Here is a 16,872-nt window from a genome sequence, read left to right on the forward strand (position 1 = left end):
TGGCTGTTTGGCCTCAATTGTCCTTCAGCTTGCTCTGCAGGCCATAAAGCTGGTTCATGGCCTCCATTGGGGTCATCTCATTTATAGACAGGTCCTTTATGCTGTTGAGCACTGCTTTTTCTTCCTCCGACATAGCCGGAACCATATCGAAGAAATTCACCTGCGCGCTCTCAAAGGATGGCTTTTCGGCCGCGATCATCCCTTCACGGTAGGTGTCCTCACCTTGATCCAGGATATTCAAAATTTCTCTGGCGCGGTTGGTGACCGCCGGCGGGAAGCCTGCCAGCTTGGCGACCTCGATCCCATAGCTCTGATCCGCGCTGCCAGGCTTGATCTTTCTTAAAAAGACCACCCCGTCCGGGGTTTCCCTGACGCCGATACTGAAGTTTTTTATGCCAGGCTTCAGATGCTCGAGCTCTGTAAGCTCATGATAGTGTGTGGCAAAAAGCGTTTTGGCTCCGATAATCTGCTCATCCCAAAGGTATTCCACCACTGCCCAGGCAATGCTGATGCCGTCAAAGGTGCTTGTTCCCCGGCCGATTTCGTCCAGAATGACCAGGCTGTCTCGAGTGGCGTTTTTAAGAATATTGGATACCTCGGTCATCTCGACCATAAAGGTGCTCTGTCCGGTTGCCAGATCATCAGAAGCCCCGACACGGGTGAAAATCCGGTCGACAATGCCAATTCTCCCGCTGTCTGCCGGGATAAAGGAACCGATCTGGGCCATAAGAGCAATGACCGCTACCTGGCGGATATAGGTGGATTTCCCAGCCATATTGGGCCCGGTGATCAGCATCATCCTGAGATCCTTTCCGTCAAAATGGCAGCCGTTGGTCACAAAATGGTTGATCCCAATAATCTCCTCCACCACAGGGTGGCGGCCATTTTCAATCTCCAGCTCCGGTCCGTTTGTGATCTCGGGCTTTACATAGTTGCCCGCTATGGCCACCTGTGCCAGAGAATACAGGGCATCAATTTCGGCTACATCCCTAGCCCGTTTCTGGATTCTGGATATCTGACCGATGATTTTTTCCCGGACATCCTGGAAAAGCTCGTATTCTAACTGTGCCAGCCGCTCTTCTGATCCCAAAATCTTGGTTTCCATTTCTTTGAGCTCTGGGGTAAAAAAGCGCTCCGCATTGGCCAGGGTCTGCTTGCGGATATAATCCTCTGGCGTCTGGCTCAGGTTGGTCTTGGTAATCTCAATGAAATAGCCAAACACACGGTTGTACTTGACCTTCAGTGATTTGATGCCTGTGCGCTCCCGTTCCTTAAGCTCTAGGTCACGTATCCAGTCCTTCCCTTTTTCGCTTGCCTCACGGTAGCCGTCAATTTCCTCATTATAGCCGTGTTTGATGACCTTGCCATCCTTTAGGGCAAAGGGCGCGTTATCATCAATGCTTTTCTCGATCAGCTCATAGATATCGGTTAACAGATCTGCCTCTCCGTAGCGTTTCCTGAATACTGGAGCATCTATGCCGGCGAAAAAATCCTGCAATAGGGGCAGGGCAGAAACAGACTGCTTAAGCGAGAGCATATCCTTGGGGTTGCAGGTCCCAAAAGATATTTTTCCACAGATACGCTCAAGGTCGTAGACCTTTCCCAAAACACTTTTCAAATCCTTAAGAGCTCCCGGATGACGGTAAAGCTCCTCCACCATATCCTGTCTGGCCTCAATCGCCTTTTTTTCGAGCAGCGGTGCTTCCAGCCATCTTCGCAGCATTCGCCCGCCCATGGCGGTAACCGTCTTATCCAAAACCCAGAGCAGACTTCCCTTCTTCTCGCCAGAGCGTATGGTTTCGGTCAGCTCCAGGTTCCGTCTTGTGGACAGGTCCAGAATCATGTATTCATCATTTTTATAATAAGATACATGGTTAATATGGGTAAGTACCCGCTTCTGGGTTTCATCAATATAACGCAGGAGCGCGCCGGCAGCCCGCACGCTGTGCTCCCGGCGCTCCAGATCCAGAGCTGTCAGGGAATAAACGTCAAACTGTTCCTTGAGCCTTGACTCTGAAGCCTTGAACTCAAAATATCTGGCCGGGTACAGATTCGTCATAATTCCAAATTTTTCTTCCAGCGTTTTAATGGTCTCAGTATCCTTAAAAAGCGTCGGGTTGACTAAAATTTCTGACGGTCCGATTTTTCCAACCTCATCCATCAGCAGAGCCAGGGTATTTTTTCCTGAAATTTCCGTGACAAAAAAGTCTCCGGTGGAAATATCCAGATAAGCCAGACCAACGGTGTTTTTTTCCTGGTACAGAGACATCAGGTAGTTATTTTTTTTTGATTCCAGCAGCTTCCCCTCAGAGATGGTGCCTGGAGAAATCACACGGATAATCTCGCGCTTGACAATCCCCTTTGCCGCCGAGGGGTCCTCCATCTGCTCGCAGATCGCTACCTTATAGCCCTTTTCCACCAGCTTGGTAATATAGCTTTCGGCCGCGTGATAAGGCACCCCGCACATAGGGGCGCGCTCATCCAGCCCGCAGTCTCTGCCGGTTAAGGCGATCTCAAGCTCCTTTGAGGCCTTTAAGGCATCGTCAAAAAACATTTCATAAAAATCCCCGAGCCGAAAAAATAAAATCGCGTCCTTTACCTTCTCGTGGGTTTCCAAATACTGCTGCATCATCGGTGTCAGACCCAAATGATCACCCCTTTCTTAAATTCAGTTGATAGTGGATCGTTTTTAGTTGATCGTTATGGTACGAATCCGTTAAACAGATTCGATTTAAATCAAATTTGCATCTGCAAATTTGTACTAAAACGATCCACTATTCACTGTCAACTATTTCCTCTCCAGTCAGGCTGAAGCCGCCGGCTTTAGTAATTTTTACGTTTACGATTTTGCCAATATGATCAAAGCTGCCCTCAAAATTGACCAGCTTGCCGGTTTCGGTACGGCCGCTGAGACGGTCGGTATTGTTTTTGCTGGGCTCTTCCACCAATACCGGGAGCACTCTGCCCTCGTATTTACTGTTCAAGCCAAAGCTGATATCGCGAAGAACGTCCAGAAGACGGTTTAGCCGGTCATGTTTAACCTCGTCCGGAATCTGGTTCTCCATGGTCGCGGCCGGGGTGCCGGTCCTTATGGAATAAATAAATGAAAAGGCTGAATCGAATTTACAGGCACGCATCACCTCTAATGTGTCCTGAAAATCCTCCTCGGTTTCCCCCGGAAAGCCCACGATAATATCCGTCGTGATGGCCACGTCTGGTATTCTGCTCCGCACCCTGCTCACCAGGTCGATGATCTGCTCTTTGGTATAACGGCGGTTCATGGCCTTTAAGATCCGGGTGCTCCCGGACTGGATGGCCAGATGAATCGCCGGGCAGACCTTGTCACACTGGGCGATGGCCTCAATGACCTCATCGGTCAGATCTTTTGGATGAGATGTCATAAAACGGATGCGCTTAATTTTTTCAATTTGGTTGAGATCTCTGAGCAGATCAGCAAAATGGTATCCTGTTTTCAGGTCGTTGCCGTAGGAGTTGACATTTTGCCCTAAAAGCGTAACCTCGAGACAGCCCTCATCTGCCAGACGACGCACCTCCTCGATGATCTTTTCGGGCTGGCGGCTGACCTCGCGGCCCCTGGTATAAGGAACGATGCAGTAGGTGCAGAAATTATTGCACCCGTTCATAATGGTCACAAAGCTTTTAAAAGGGTATTTCCGGTCCACCGGCAGATCCTCGATAATCTCACTGCTGTCATCCCAGATTTCAAAAATCCGCTCGCCCTTTTGCAGATAATTTCCAAGCATCTGGGGAAAGTGATGTATATTGTGTGTTCCAAAAACCAGATCCACCTGAGGATATTTTTCTTTTATTTTTTTCACGATCTCTGGCTGCTGCATCATACAGCCGCACACGGCCAGCACAAGATCGGGGTTTACTTTTTTAACGGATTTAAAGGTGCCCAGATTTCCAAATACACGCACATCTGCATTTTCACGCACACTGCAGGTGTTTAAGATAACAACTCCTGCTTTATGGACATCCTCCTCCGGCGTATAACCCATATTTTTCAGCAGGCCAGAAATCTTTTCAGAATCATTTTCATTCATCTGGCAGCCAAAGGTCATTATTTTATATGTCTTATTCATTAACCCTCCTATTTGAGTACGTATTTAAACGAATCGATAATGTTTCTTGCCGTCAGGGTGCTTTCACCATAATGCTCAGCATAGTAATCGCCGGCCGCGCCGTGATAAAAAACGCCGGCCTTAGCTGCCTCAAGCAGATCCACACTCTGCCCCGCAAAGCCTGCGATCATCCCAGCCAGCACATCGCCGGAACCGGCGGTCGCCATTCCCGGGTTACTCGTTGAGTTAAAAAAGACCTCGCCCTCTGGGCTGAATATCATGGTTCTATAGCCCTTAAGCACCAGTACTACCTGGTATTCCTCTGCAAAACGCCGGCCGTGGCCAATGGGGTCTTTCAGGATTTCTTCCCGGTCTACGCCGGTAAGTGTCGAAAATTCTCCAAAATGAGGCGTCAGGATCACTGGTGTTTTGGACTCCTTGAGCACGTCCAGGTTTCTGGACAGATGGAAAAGCCCATCAGCGTCGATGACCACCGGAACCGTGGTATTGTAAAGAAGGTCGTTTAAAATAATGCTGTAATTCTTTTTACGGCCAATACCAGGCCCTATGAGCACCACGCGTTTTCGGTCGTGCTCGATATCCTCCCCGGTAATATTGCAGTCGTAGGTTTTAATCATGACCTCAACCGGAGAGCGGGCGGCCACTGGCAGATATACCTCCAGCGGGACATAGCTGGTAACCAGGCCCGCACCGCTCTTCAGGGCGCCTTCGGTTGCCAGAAGGCCTGCGCCGATCATCCCTTTTGAGCCTGCGATAATCACCACTGAACCGTAATCATATTTATGGGAATTCTTTTTACGTTTTACCGGACAGCGCAGATCTTGCTTCTGCACAAAATATTTGTTATTTTCAACGCAGTTTTCATCGATCCCGATGTCCACAAGCACTGGCTCGCCCACACAGTCCGGACCGTCATTCAGCAGACAGCCCACCTTATAGTTCTGGATAATGATGGTCTGGTCTGCCTCCACGGCGGCCTCGAGTGTCAGCCCATTATCTCCCCGCAGGCCAGAAGGAATGTCGATGGCGGCAATGCGTTTTCCACATGCGTTAACGGCGTTCAGCAGCGTTTCGTACCATTCTCCCAGCGGGCGGTCCTTAAGCCCTGTTCCAAAAACAGCGTCCACCACCAGATCTGCTCCGGCCAGTGAGGCCTCAAAGCCTTCAAGACCAGCCTCGTGAGATAAAAACTGAACAGCCACACTGCTCTCCCGAAGACGGCTGTAGTTGGTCTGGCTTTCCGGAGACATCTTATCCGCCGGCTCGGTGAAGAACACCTGAACCGAAAAGCCCTTTTCGCTGAGCTGTCTGGCAATGACCTGACCATCGCCGCCGTTATTGCCTGGACCGCAGATCACACAGATCAGCATCCCCTCTTTCAGCGTGCTTTCAATCACCCGGGTACACTCAGTACCGGCTTTTTCCATCAAATCAATTCCACTGATACCGGAAGCAATTGTTTTCTGGTCCATTTGTGCCATTTCCTGTGGCGTTACCACCTTCATTTTAGTCCTCTTTTCTTTATCGATCCTCCGGCCTGTAAGCTGTAAATGCAGTACGCGCAAACGCGTTTTTTTCATAAGGGCCGGGTGTCTTTATATCTTAAGATGATTAGATTATATCAGACTTTAACGTCTTGTAAAGCATAAAAAAGTAAGAACCGATGAAAGTCCTTACTTCTCTTAAATAACCTTTATTTTTACTGGTTCTCTGCCGGGGCCGGCGTCGGATTTTCCTCTGGGGTGGCCTCCGGTGTCACTGCTGGAGTCGGCTCCGGTGTTACCGTCGGCTCTGCTGTCGGCTGTGCTTTTTGTATGGTCGTGCTCGAATTGTTCTTTTCCTTCACTTCTTCCACAAAGGTTGACTGGCCTATACTAGCCGCGTATACTTCCTTCACACCTTCTGGTGTCATGACAATACGGTCCGCATAATTATAGACATCCTCCACAATAAAGGATGAGGTTAAAAAGACCATGACGAAAGCAATGATGATAAAGACCAGAAAGTCCTTACCCTTCCCCTGCTTTTTAACCTTTGGCTCTTTTACCGGCTTTTTTTTCTTTTTACTCATCTGGGTACCTCCAAATCGGCCCGCGGGTATTTATTCCTATTCTTCGTTCCAGTTGTGCCATACTTCCTGAATATCGTCGTTGTCGTCGAACATATCCAGCATTTTTTCCATTTTTTTGGCGTCCGCATCGCTTAACGAGGTTTCGGTTGATGGGATCATGGCAACCTCGCCGGATAACACCTCGATACCGTTATCTCTCAGGGCGTCCATAACTGCCGCGAAATCCTCAGGGGTGGTGGAGATTTCATATCCTTCATCTGAGGTTTCCATATCCTCTGCGCCTGCGTCCAAGGCAACCATCATCAGTTCATCCTCATCGATGGCGTCACTTTTTTCAATCATGATACGGCCTTTTTTGGTAAACATAAAGCTTACACAGCCGCTGGTTCCAAGATTTCCGCCGTTTTTATCAAAAGCGTGGCGCACATCGCCCGCGGTTCTGTTTTTATTATCCGTCAGACACTGCACAATAACCGCCACGCCTGAGGGGCCGTAGCCTTCATAGGTAATTTCTTCGTACACAGCGCCCTGAAGCTCACCGGCACCTTTTTTAATGGCGCGGTCAATGTTATCATTGGGCATATTGGCAGCCTTTGCTTTTACCACGGCGTCGCGCAGTTTCGCGTTCATTTCAGGATCTGATCCGCCTTCACGCGCTGCGACAGCGATGTATTTTGCCATTTTAGTAAAAACCTTACCCTTGGCAGCATCCTGTTTTCCTTTTCTGTTTTTAATATTGGCCCATTTTGAATGTCCTGACATATTATTCCTCCGTTTAAAGTTCAATAACCACTGCAATAAAGCGCGTCATACGCCTTTATTGTCAATGCTCTGTATAAATTCTTGTTCCGACTATTAATTGTATCATACACGTTTCGGTTCATCAACGCTTAATTTAAAAAAGGTATGTCCACATAGCGCTGTTCCATGACCGCGTAATCAAAGCGCCCATTGGTGGTTTCCCGGATCAGCGCCAGGAAGCTCTCGGTTTTTTTTATTTCGATTTCAAAATCCAGACCCACCTTTTCGCCAAAGCTTTCGGCCGCCGGCTTATAGCCCTCAGCAGCCAGCACGTTCATCAGTCCGCCGTAGCTCGTATAGTCGATCTCAACGGTAACAATATCCGAAAACTGCTTTTTGACCACCTCGCACTGGTTCAGCACTTCGGCCGCTGTACCGCTGTACGCCCGGATAAGGCCGCCTGCGCCCAGCTTGATCCCGCCAAAATAGCGGATAACCAGCACTAGGATATTTTTAATATCGCGCTTGTTGATGACCTCCAGAATCGGCTTCCCGGCTGTCCCCGAGGGCTCGCCGTCGTCGCTTGCCTTCTGGCGGGCCGGAACCGTGTTTAAAACCCAGGCAGAGCAAACATGGGTGGCCTTGTAATGCTCTTTTTTTACCCTGGCCAGAATTGTGTCGGCTTCGGTTTCATCCCGGACAGGATAAACGCGCCCGATAAAGCGGGATTTTTTAATCTCAAGCTCTGTCTCAAAGGGGGTGAGCACTGTCAGATAATCTTGCTGTTCCATTTTATCCTCCTGTCACTCAGCTTCCACTTCATACTTTTCATATTGATGCGCCGGGAACTCACTGTCTATGGAAACCCGAACCCTTGTGCCGCCTTCATCGTAACGGGTATCCAGAACGGTACTCTTTTCATGAAGCACGGCCATGGCGCGGCTGTCCTCATAGGGAATACAATAGGTCTTTTCAAGCGACATGCCCTTAAGGTCGCCCTCAATCAGCGCTGTCAGCGCCTCAATATGCCACTTCTCCCTCGCGGAAATGCAGATGGCGTCGCCAGCCCGGGCGGCCCTGTTCTCAAAACGCTCCCGCTCCTCAGGCACCAGCCTGTCCATCTTGTTATAAACCATCAGCACTCTCTTATGGCCGGAGCCGATATCCCGCAGCACCTGGTTAACCACCTCGATCTGGCTCTTATAATTGGGGTTGGAGGCGTCCACTACATGCAGAAGCAGATCGGCGGTTTCCACCTCTTTCAGTGTCGTTTTAAAAGCCTTGATCAGCTCATGGGGAAGCTTCTCAATAAAACCTACCGTGTCGGACACCAGATAATCCCCGGCTTCGGGGCGTACCTTCCGGATGGTTGAATCCAGGGTGATGAACAGCCCATCTTTAATGACCGCATCGCTTTCCGTAAGCACATTAAACAGGGTGCTCTTGCCTGAGTTGGTATAGCCGATCAGGGAAACCGTGCGGATATTGTTTTTCTGGCGGCCCTTGGCATTCAGCTCGTTGGTCTGGTTGATTTTGGCGTTTTTGCGCTCCAGCTCATCGATCTGCCTGCGGATATGGCGGCGGTCGGTTTCCAGCTTCTTTTCACCCGGGCCGCGGGTGCCAATGCCCCCGCCGGTACGGGAAAGCACAATGCCCAGGCCCTTCAGATGGCTGAGCCGGTACTTCTGCTGGGCCAGCTCCACCTGGAGCTTACCCTCTCTGGTTCTTGCCTGTCGCGCGAAAATATCGAGAATGATGGTGGTTCGGTCAATGGTTTTGACGCCCGTAATACCCTCGATATTGCCGATCTGATTGGCGCTGAGCTCATCGTTGGCCACAATCAGGTTGATATCCTTATTCTGGATTATTTTCAATATTTCCAGAAGCTTGCCCCGTCCAACGTAAAAGACCGGATCGATCTGGGGCCGGTGCTGGGTCACCACCTCGGCCACCTCGCCCTCAGCCGTTTCGACCAGCCGGGCCAGCTCCTCCATGGACTCCTCAAGATCGATGCCGCCGCGGCTGCCGCTCACCTCCACTCCAATGAGCAGCGCACGCTCCCTCTCGTCCTCAATATCGAAGCCTGCGCCTGGGTCCCGCCGCAGAGTGCGGTTGGCGGCCAGCACATAGTTTTCCAGCGGGAAGCGGTTCAGCTGCTCCAGAGATTCGCAGATGCCCATGCCATAAACCACCTGCCCGTCTTTGACTACGGGCGCGCCGATCCCAAACAGTACAGGCCTGCCTTCTCCTACACCCACAGCCACCATACATTCCACCGATAAATGATCCGACGCCGAAAAATCCTCCTCTGACAGATGCGGGTTTCCGCCGGGGTGGGTATGGATAACCCGGATACGGTTCAGGCCTTTCCGGTTTTCCTGAACCCTGGAGTGATCCAGGGGCACCTTGGCCGCGTCGCCGATCCCCACATATTCAATTTTGCTTTTGTCGTTGGTCATCACCAGAATTTCCCGGCCCAGGGTCTTCGTAAGCCTTATCAGCACCGCAAGCACATCCTCATCCAGCAGCACCTGGTTCTCCATGGTATAGCCAATCAGCTTATTCAGTTCGTCCAGGATGCTCCGGCGCACCCCTTCTGCTTTTACTTCAGTCATAAATACTTCCTTATATATAGTAATTACAGCTGCCGTCACAGACAGCGAGTTTATTATAACACGAATGCCTTAAAAAAAGGTCGGTAATTTACTTCATCTATTCTACCTCGGAATTCTCCATTGTCGATTTCATTGCTATTTTTTTCGTTTACAGATATAATAGTACAGTCAGAAACTTAAGTAAGTAGGAGGTTTTGTAATGTTAGAAGATAAAACACCCCCTGAAAATGAACCCCAGAAACAACAAAGTTCAAAACCGAAAACACCGCTCCGTAGAGAGGCCGCCCCAAACGGCAGAAAAACGGAGAAACCTGGTTCCAAAAGTCCTAAAAAAAAGAAAAAGGGCTGGAATGACCGGACCATTCCCCAAAAGGTCGGGCTGATTTTTGTCATTCTTTTTATTTTATCGCTCGCAAGCGGCGGCGCTGCCTTCGGCGCGCTCTATGCCCAGACGCCGCCCCTTGACACCGATAATTTTAACTACATCGAAAACGCCCGCATCATGGATGTCAACGGCAATTTCTACCAGGACCTCCAGGGCGCGGAGCGGCGGGAGATCGTCTCCATCGACACCATCCCAGACCATGTGCAGAACGCCTTTGTCGCCATTGAGGACCAGCGTTTCCGCAGCCATCACGGTGTGGATTACAAACGCTTTGGCCGGGCCATCGTCGGCGTGCTTTTTTCAGGCGGGAGCCTGGACGGGCCCGGCGGCAGTACCATCACCCAGCAGCTCATAAAGCTCACGCACCTGACCTCAGAAAAAACTGTTACCCGCAAATTTCAGGAAATGGTGCTGGCCACCAAGCTGGAACGGGTCTACACCAAAGACCAGATTCTGGAGGCCTATCTGAACAAAATTAACCTTTCCCACGCGTGGGGTGTTCAAGCTGCTTCCGAAATTTATTTTGGTAAAAGCGTCTCCGATCTGAATGTGGCCCAGGGGGCCATATTGGCCTCTATTGCCAATTCGCCGTCCTATTATGATCCCTATGTCTACACGACAGATGAACAGGGCAACGAGGTTTTTGCCACCGAGGCAGACGGCCGCTATACCCTGAACCCCAACAACATGGAGCGCTCCCTGCTCGTCGTCGATAAGATGCTGGAGCTGGGCTATATTGATCAGGCCCAGTACGATCAGGCCAGTGCAGAGCTTTCCGGCAATCAGGTAGGGCTTGTCTATAATGAACCAGACAACACCTACTCCTATTTTACCGACGCCGTCTATGAGCAGGTCGTAAATGATCTTCAGACAAAATACCGCTATACCGAAAACGAGGCGACGGATATGCTGCTCGGCGGGGGGCTTACCATTTACGCAACTGTCGACCCCAAGGTCCAGAGCGCCATGGAAGCAGAATCTCTAAACGAAGATCTCTACCCTTCCCAGTCTGGCTCGGCAGCGGCGGCCTCTGAGGCTAAAACGGCTGATACAGGCGTGGAAACAAACTATATTCCTGAGGTCGGCATGACCGTCATTGACAACAGCACCGGCAATGTGGCCGGTATTGTGGGAGGACGGGAGGAAAAGACCAATCTGTCCCTGAACCGGGCTACCCGGAAATTCCAGCCTGGCTCCTCAACCAAACCGCTGACCGCCTACGGCCCCGGGATTGATACCGGCGCCATCACCCTCGGCACTGTTTTTGCCGATGTGCCCATCGCTTACCAGGGCTGGCGGCCAAACAACTCCAGCGGCACCTTTGAGGGCCTGACCACCGTGCGCGAGGGGATCACCAGCTCGGTGAACACCATTGCCGTTCAGGCCAATGTGGCGACCGGACTCACCCAGTCTGCCGCCTACGGAACCCGTCTTGGACTGGATATTGTACAGGACGGCGACGCCAACGACATGACCCCAGCGGCTCTGGCCCTTGGAGGATACACCCACGGGCAGTCCTCACTGGCTATGGCCAGCGCTTACTCCGCTTTCCCGAATATGGGCGTTCATAAAACGCCATCTTTCTACACAAAAGTCGTAGACCGCAGCGGAAAAACCCTGCTCGAAAATACAGACAGCTCTGAGCAGGTCTTTAAGCCCCAGACCGCCTATCTGATGACCGATGCCCTGAAGGGCGTCGTAAATGGCGGAACCACCAATATTTATGTGGACGGCCAGCCTGTGGCCGGAAAGACCGGTACCACCGATGAAAACCGCCACGCCTGGTTCTGCGGCTATACGCCCTATTATTCCATGGCGGTATGGTATGGCTATGATGAAAATGTCGTGGAGACAAGCGAAGGCACCTATTACCTGAATATCGGTATTTTTGGCGGAAGCAAGCCTGGGCCGGCCTCTATGTTTGAGGCTGTGATGAACGATATTCACGAAGGTCTCGAGCCTGCCGCTTTCCCGGATAACCCCGGCGGCATTGTCACCGCCGCCATTGACCGCGTCTCCGGTAAGCTGGCAACTGATCTATCCGCCCGGGACCCAAGGGGCTCCATGGTCTTTAATGAAATGTTTATCGACGGCACCGCCCCTACTGAAAAGGACGACTGCCATACGCTGGTTTCGCTGGATGTCACCACAAACAGCTACGCGACTCCCTACTGCCCGGCCAGCTCGGTGCAGAGTGTGGTGCGCCTGCAAAAGGTCAACCGGAATTTCCCCCAGGGGATCACGCCGGTAGATTCGGACTATATCGCCTCCTCCGAGGCATCCGTCATGGTTCCGCCCGAATCCCAAACCTGTCCGGTGCATACCACCGCTCCCGGTGTTGAGATCACATTTTTGGTAAATGGTGGCGCGGTTGGCGGCACCCTCAACATGCAGCCTGGGAAATCCATCACGGTTACCGCAAACGGCCCCAACAATCCGGCCACAGTGGTTTCCGCGAACGGCTCCTCCGCCTCGGTTTCACAGAACGGCAATCAGATTCAGATCGCCGCGGTCAGCCCCGGCGTTACCCAGATCACCGTCACCCAGAAGGTCTCTGTCAATTATCAGCAGGGCAGTCAGGTGAAAACCTACGAAACGACCTACACACGCACGTTAAATATCAACGTTACAAGCTAAAACGGCTTCTCAGCCCTTTTCAGGCTGTCAAAAACCGAAAGCTTGCTTCAAAGTTAAAGCAGAAAACTGTTTCAAGTGGAAAGTGGAAGATGGAAGGTTCATGACCCCTTTGGCTGACGCCAAAGCGATTAAAAGGGCGGCCATAGGCCGCATCACATCAAATCTGCCAGCGGCAGATTTGCACCTGAACTTTCCACTATCCACTTTCAACTAAACCGTCCTCTCTTTAACGCTTCACCTCTTCATGATAATATTTGTCTACATGCTAAAAAGGGCTTCTCCGCCCTTTTTTATTTCTTCAGCAGTCCGCCCATCAGCATAAAATATTCGGGCAGACGGTCCTCAGACATCCACTGTATCTCCTGCTTCAGGTATTTTTTAACCGACAGCCCCACATTGCCGCCAAGGGATTCTACCGAATGCCGCATTCTTTCCGGACGCCTGCAGGGCTCTCCAAAAGGCCTGGTGCACCCCCCCTCCCCACAGACGTCACAGCTGCCCATGGACAACGCCACACTGCCGGGATACTGGGCTTCAAGCTTTATAAGCTCAGTATCGAGGGCATGACTTTCCTTTTTAAGAATCTGCCCCGAAATCTTTTTAAAATCCTCCACCGCACAGTCCCGGCTAATCTCCCGGGTATCAAAGATAATTTTCTTGCCACTCATATAAAAACTCCGGTAACTCAGCCAGAAATCCTGAACCGAAAAATCAAAAGGCGGACAGGCCCAGGTTTTTCCATAGCTTGGGCAAGCCTCGCAATAACCCAAAAAGGTGGGAATATCCACGCAGCTCTCCATATATTCGGGAACGGGTATCTCAGCCACGTAGGCCTCCACCCGGTATTCCGGAAGCTCAGCTGTCTCAAAGGTCCTGTCTTTCGCGTTCTTTGTCATTGTCTTTCCTCCTGTAATCATTTACCTGTACTCAGTATAGTGACAAAAAGCCTGATTGTCAAACCTTTTCATTTTTTAAAAAAATGCATAAAAAACTGCCTCATATATAAAAAACACCTCTGCCGAAGGGCAGAGGATGTCTTAAATACTGTTCTATTCTCCCAAATCTTCCTTAACCGATACAATGACCTTGGTATCATAGGATGCAAAGGCGTCGTCCACCAGACGCTTTCTGGGCGCTTTGGTCAGGAGACTGATCACCGGCACAAAGATCAGGCCCATGATCATGGCAAAGGCACCCGCGTTGATGGGTGACTGCAAGACCGGCGGAAAAGCTGTGCGGAAGAGCATATTGCAGATCATGAGCACCGTGCTGAAAATGAAGGAAACCCAGACCGCCGTTTTGGTTGTCCGCTTCCAGTATAAACCGTAAAGAAACGGCGCCAGAAACGCTCCAGCCAGAGCGCCCCAGGATATGCCCATCAGCTGGGCAATAAACGTGACAGAGCTCTTATACTGCACAATGGCGATGATCACCGAAATCAGGATAAAAACCACAATCAGGCAGCGAATCGTAAACACCTGCTTTTTCTCATCCATGTTTTTAATCAGGTTATCCTTAATCAGATCCAGGGCCAGGGTCGAGCTGGACGCCATGACCAGCGAAGACAGTGTGGACATGGAGGCCGACAGAACCAGGATCACCACGATCCCAATGAGCAGGGAGGGCAGGTCCTCCAGCATGGTGGGAATAATAGAATCATAGCCGCCGGCAGCAATGTCGATCCGGTCTGAGAACAGACGGCCAAAGCCGCCTAAAAAATATGATCCGCCGGCCACAATAATGGCGAAAAAGGTGGAAATAACCATGCCCTTGTTGATGGAGTGCTCATCTTTGATTGCATAGAACTTGCCAACCATCTGCGGCAGTCCCCAGGTTCCCAGGGAGGTCAGGATAATAACCCCCAGCAGCGACAGAGGATCCGGGCCGAAAAAGGACGTAAAAGCGCCGGCCTGGCTGGAGACCGCTGGGTCGCTGACATGGGACAGGGTGTTCAGCGCTTCCATAAAGCCGCCGTTGTTCCCTAAAACCACGGCCACCACAGCAATGATCCCAAAGATCATAATAATCCCCTGGATAAAATCGTTGATGGCTGTGGCCATGTATCCCCCGGCAATCACATAAATTCCTGTCAGCACTGCCATAACCACAATACAGACGGTATAGTCAATATTGAAGGCCATGCCAAAAAGGCGGGAAAGCCCATTGTAAAGCGATGCAGTGTAGGGAATTAAAAACACAAAGGTAATGATGGACGCCCCGATTTTCAGCTTATTGGAATCAAAGCGCTTGCCGAAGAACTCCGGCATGGTGGCTGTATCCAGATACTGGGTCATGATGCGGGTGCGCCGCCCGAGCACCACCCAGGCCAGCAGCGAGCCTAAAACCGCGTTCCCCAGGCCAATCCAGGTGGACGCGATCCCGAATTTCCAGCCAAACTGTCCGGCATAGCCCACAAAGATAACGGCGGAAAAATAAGAAGTCCCGTAAGAAAAAGCCGTTAACCACGGACCGACGGAGCGGCCTCCAAGCACAAACCCATTGACATCGGTGGAATGCTTCCGGCAGTAGAAGCCAACGATCACCATACTGGCAAAAAACGCCACGAGTAAAACAATCTTTTCTGTCATATTAAACCATAATCCTCTCCTTTTAATTTGCGGATGACCCGCTTTACCAAAACGCGACAGAAGCATCTGTCGGACAGGAAAATGCCAAATAAAAAAATCCCGTCCTCCAGACAGAGGACGGGAGCTCATATACCCGCGGTACCACCTCAATTTCGCGCCGCTTCACAGCGGAGCGCTCACAGGGTACGGCGCACATGTATACGCTTATACCCTTGCGCTTTAACGGGCGCTCCCGTTGCAGCCTACTCGGAAAACCCTTTCGGTACACAGCTCACAAAATGTATTCAAAACGCCGTTCTCACCGCCTCACACCAACCGGCAGCTCTCTGGGAGACTTAAGCATTCCTACTTCTTTCTGGTCACAGCCTTTAACATTGCAGTTTCGATTTTTAAATTCTATCATGTTAAAGTATGTCTGTCAATCCATCAAAAGTAATTTTATACAGGAAATCTTGGTTTTTCGCCGTAAACCATGCTATAATGGGCATATCAAACATTGAGGAGGCCTTCTGATGAACCTTTTTACCAAAAGATACGACCGCAACTTTCCGGCCTTTTCGCCGGATGATTTTGCCATTATCCAGCGCAGCACGGTCAGCGTGGTGGGCTGCGGCGGCCTTGGGGGCTATATTATCGAGGCGCTGGCCCGGATCGGCATCGACGGGCTCGTTCTGGTCGACGGCGATATTTTCGATGTCTCCAACCTGAACCGACAGCTCCTGTGCACCGAGGAAAACATCGGCTGCCCAAAGGCCGAAGCCGCTGCCGCCAGGGTTCACGCCATTAACAGCGGCGTTACCGTCACCGTGTACGATGCCTTTTTAAACGAGAACAACGCTGAAGAATTTATCGCCGACAGCGACGTTGTCATCGACGCTTTAGACAATATCCCAGCGCGCCTCGCGCTCCAAAAAGCCTGTAAAAAGCTTGAAAAGCCTCTGGTTCACGGTGCCATCGGCGGCTTTAACGCTCAGGTTACCACTATTTTTCCGGGAGACGATACCCTTTCACTGCTTTACAAAGTAAAGGAGGACAACGGAGCTTACAAACCCCAGAGCGGCGGAAATCCGGCATTTACACCCGCTTTGGCCGCCGCAGTGGAAGTGAGCGAGGCCCTGAAGCTTCTGACTGGAAAAGGGGAAACCCTGCGCAAAAAACTGCTTTACATCGATCTGCTCGACAACGAATTCACAACCTTTGAACTTTAAGGAGGATATCATGTTTACTGTAGCCATTCTAACCCTGAGCGATAAAGGCTCACGCGGAGAACGCGAAGACAAAAGCGGCCCCGTCATTGCCGAGATGCTGGATGCTGACCTGTACGAGGTCGTGCATACCGCCATCCTGCCCGACGAGAAGCACATTATCGAAAGTAATTTAAAAGCCCTGTGCGACGCCATCGACCCGGTTAATCTGATTCTGACCACTGGCGGCACAGGCTTTTCACCCCGGGATGTCACCCCCGAGGCCACTACCTCGGTCTGTGACCGGCTGACCCCCGGCATTCCCGAGGCCATGCGTTATGAAAGCCTGAAAATCACGCCAAAGGCCATGCTGAGCCGAAGCGCCGCCGGCATTCGCGGGCGCACCCTCATCATCAATCTGCCCGGCAGCCCAAAGGCTGTCCGCGAAAATCTGGCCGCCATCCTGCCAGCGCTGGATCATGGGCTTGAAATGCTGCTGAGCGCCGGCTCAGCCGAGTGCGCTGCACCGGAAAAGTAAGGCTGGC

At 51.2% G+C, this 16,872-nt stretch carries 12 protein-coding genes and 1 other annotated feature; of the genes, 3 read left to right on the forward strand and 9 right to left on the reverse strand.

The window, feature by feature from the left end:
- Window positions 1–13: 13 nt before the first annotated feature.
- From mutS to hflX, 7 genes are all read right to left on the reverse strand, one after another.
- Window positions 14–2,647 carry a DNA mismatch repair protein MutS gene (gene mutS, locus DW091_RS13055; RefSeq protein WP_058694136.1) on the reverse strand — a complete coding sequence of 878 codons (2,634 nt, stop codon included), beginning with the start codon at window positions 2,645–2,647 and terminating at the stop codon, window positions 14–16.
- A 127-nt stretch (window positions 2,648–2,774) separates the two neighbouring features.
- Entirely contained in the window at window positions 2,775–4,106 is a 1,332-nt protein-coding gene (miaB, locus tag DW091_RS13060) for a tRNA (N6-isopentenyl adenosine(37)-C2)-methylthiotransferase MiaB (RefSeq protein WP_118518342.1), read from the reverse strand.
- An 8-nt stretch (window positions 4,107–4,114) separates the two neighbouring features.
- Entirely contained in the window at window positions 4,115–5,611 is a 1,497-nt protein-coding gene (locus tag DW091_RS13065; RefSeq protein ID WP_058694134.1) for a bifunctional ADP-dependent NAD(P)H-hydrate dehydratase/NAD(P)H-hydrate epimerase, read from the reverse strand.
- Window positions 5,612–5,805: 194 nt separating this feature from the next.
- The gene (locus tag DW091_RS13070) at window positions 5,806–6,177 is read right to left on the reverse strand and encodes a hypothetical protein (RefSeq protein WP_118518343.1); all 372 of its coding nucleotides are present in this window, start codon (window positions 6,175–6,177) and stop codon (window positions 5,806–5,808) included.
- Between the two features lie 36 nt (window positions 6,178–6,213).
- On the reverse strand, window positions 6,214–6,939 hold the full coding sequence (locus DW091_RS13075; protein WP_118518344.1) for a YebC/PmpR family DNA-binding transcriptional regulator: 726 nt from the start codon (window positions 6,937–6,939) through the stop codon (window positions 6,214–6,216).
- A 128-nt stretch (window positions 6,940–7,067) separates the two neighbouring features.
- Window positions 7,068–7,709 (reverse strand): YigZ family protein, encoded by a 642-nt coding sequence (locus DW091_RS13080; protein ID WP_118518345.1) that lies wholly within the window; start codon window positions 7,707–7,709, stop codon window positions 7,068–7,070.
- 12 nt (window positions 7,710–7,721) lie between these two features.
- Window positions 7,722–9,533 carry a GTPase HflX gene (gene hflX, locus DW091_RS13085; RefSeq protein ID WP_118518346.1) on the reverse strand — a complete coding sequence of 604 codons (1,812 nt, stop codon included), beginning with the start codon at window positions 9,531–9,533 and terminating at the stop codon, window positions 7,722–7,724.
- A gap of 199 nt (window positions 9,534–9,732) precedes the next feature.
- Between hflX and DW091_RS13090 the strand changes: the two genes are divergently transcribed.
- Window positions 9,733–12,555 (forward strand): transglycosylase domain-containing protein, encoded by a 2,823-nt coding sequence (locus DW091_RS13090; RefSeq protein WP_118518347.1) that lies wholly within the window; start codon window positions 9,733–9,735, stop codon window positions 12,553–12,555.
- Window positions 12,556–12,845: 290 nt separating this feature from the next.
- Here DW091_RS13090 and DW091_RS13100 read toward each other — a convergent pair whose 3' ends face one another.
- Both DW091_RS13100 and DW091_RS13105 read right to left on the reverse strand, forming a co-directional pair.
- Window positions 12,846–13,451 (reverse strand): DUF2284 domain-containing protein, encoded by a 606-nt coding sequence (locus tag DW091_RS13100; RefSeq protein ID WP_158577893.1) that lies wholly within the window; start codon window positions 13,449–13,451, stop codon window positions 12,846–12,848.
- A gap of 153 nt (window positions 13,452–13,604) precedes the next feature.
- The gene (locus DW091_RS13105; RefSeq protein ID WP_118518350.1) at window positions 13,605–15,143 is read right to left on the reverse strand and encodes a sodium:solute symporter; all 1,539 of its coding nucleotides are present in this window, start codon (window positions 15,141–15,143) and stop codon (window positions 13,605–13,607) included.
- Window positions 15,144–15,253: 110 nt separating this feature from the next.
- Window positions 15,254–15,515: a binding site (T-box leader), on the reverse strand.
- Between the two features lie 140 nt (window positions 15,516–15,655).
- Here DW091_RS13105 and DW091_RS13110 point away from each other — a divergent pair.
- Both DW091_RS13110 and DW091_RS13115 read left to right on the forward strand, forming a co-directional pair.
- Window positions 15,656–16,351: a HesA/MoeB/ThiF family protein gene (locus DW091_RS13110; RefSeq protein WP_058694126.1), complete on the forward strand. Its 696-nt coding sequence runs from the start codon at window positions 15,656–15,658 to the stop codon at window positions 16,349–16,351.
- A gap of 10 nt (window positions 16,352–16,361) precedes the next feature.
- Window positions 16,362–16,865, forward strand: a complete 504-nt coding sequence (locus DW091_RS13115; protein WP_058694125.1) for a MogA/MoaB family molybdenum cofactor biosynthesis protein — start codon at window positions 16,362–16,364, stop codon at window positions 16,863–16,865.
- The last annotated feature ends 7 nt before the right edge of the window (window positions 16,866–16,872 follow it).

The organism is Eubacterium sp. AM05-23 (assembly GCF_003477535.1).
In the GTDB taxonomy this organism is placed as follows: Bacteria; Bacillota; Clostridia; order Eubacteriales; family Eubacteriaceae; genus Eubacterium; species Eubacterium maltosivorans.

What these genes read in the sequence shown, in the direction of transcription:
- DW091_RS13080 (WP_118518345.1), bottom strand. Translation starts at nt 7,709, where the DNA reads ATGGAACAGCAAGATTATCTGACAGTGCTCACCCCCTTTGAGACAGAG.
- DW091_RS13100 (WP_158577893.1), bottom strand. Translation starts at nt 13,451, where the DNA reads ATGACAAAGAACGCGAAAGACAGGACCTTTGAGACAGCTGAGCTTCCG.
- DW091_RS13110 (WP_058694126.1), top strand. Translation starts at nt 15,656, where the DNA reads ATGAACCTTTTTACCAAAAGATACGACCGCAACTTTCCGGCCTTTTCG.
- DW091_RS13090 (WP_118518347.1), top strand. Translation starts at nt 9,733, where the DNA reads ATGTTAGAAGATAAAACACCCCCTGAAAATGAACCCCAGAAACAACAA.
- DW091_RS13070 (WP_118518343.1), bottom strand. Translation starts at nt 6,177, where the DNA reads ATGAGTAAAAAGAAAAAAAAGCCGGTAAAAGAGCCAAAGGTTAAAAAG.
- DW091_RS13105 (WP_118518350.1), bottom strand. Translation starts at nt 15,143, where the DNA reads ATGACAGAAAAGATTGTTTTACTCGTGGCGTTTTTTGCCAGTATGGTG.
- hflX (WP_118518346.1), bottom strand. Translation starts at nt 9,533, where the DNA reads ATGACTGAAGTAAAAGCAGAAGGGGTGCGCCGGAGCATCCTGGACGAA.
- DW091_RS13115 (WP_058694125.1), top strand. Translation starts at nt 16,362, where the DNA reads ATGTTTACTGTAGCCATTCTAACCCTGAGCGATAAAGGCTCACGCGGA.
- miaB (WP_118518342.1), bottom strand. Translation starts at nt 4,106, where the DNA reads ATGAATAAGACATATAAAATAATGACCTTTGGCTGCCAGATGAATGAA.
- DW091_RS13075 (WP_118518344.1), bottom strand. Translation starts at nt 6,939, where the DNA reads ATGTCAGGACATTCAAAATGGGCCAATATTAAAAACAGAAAAGGAAAA.
- DW091_RS13065 (WP_058694134.1), bottom strand. Translation starts at nt 5,611, where the DNA reads ATGAAGGTGGTAACGCCACAGGAAATGGCACAAATGGACCAGAAAACA.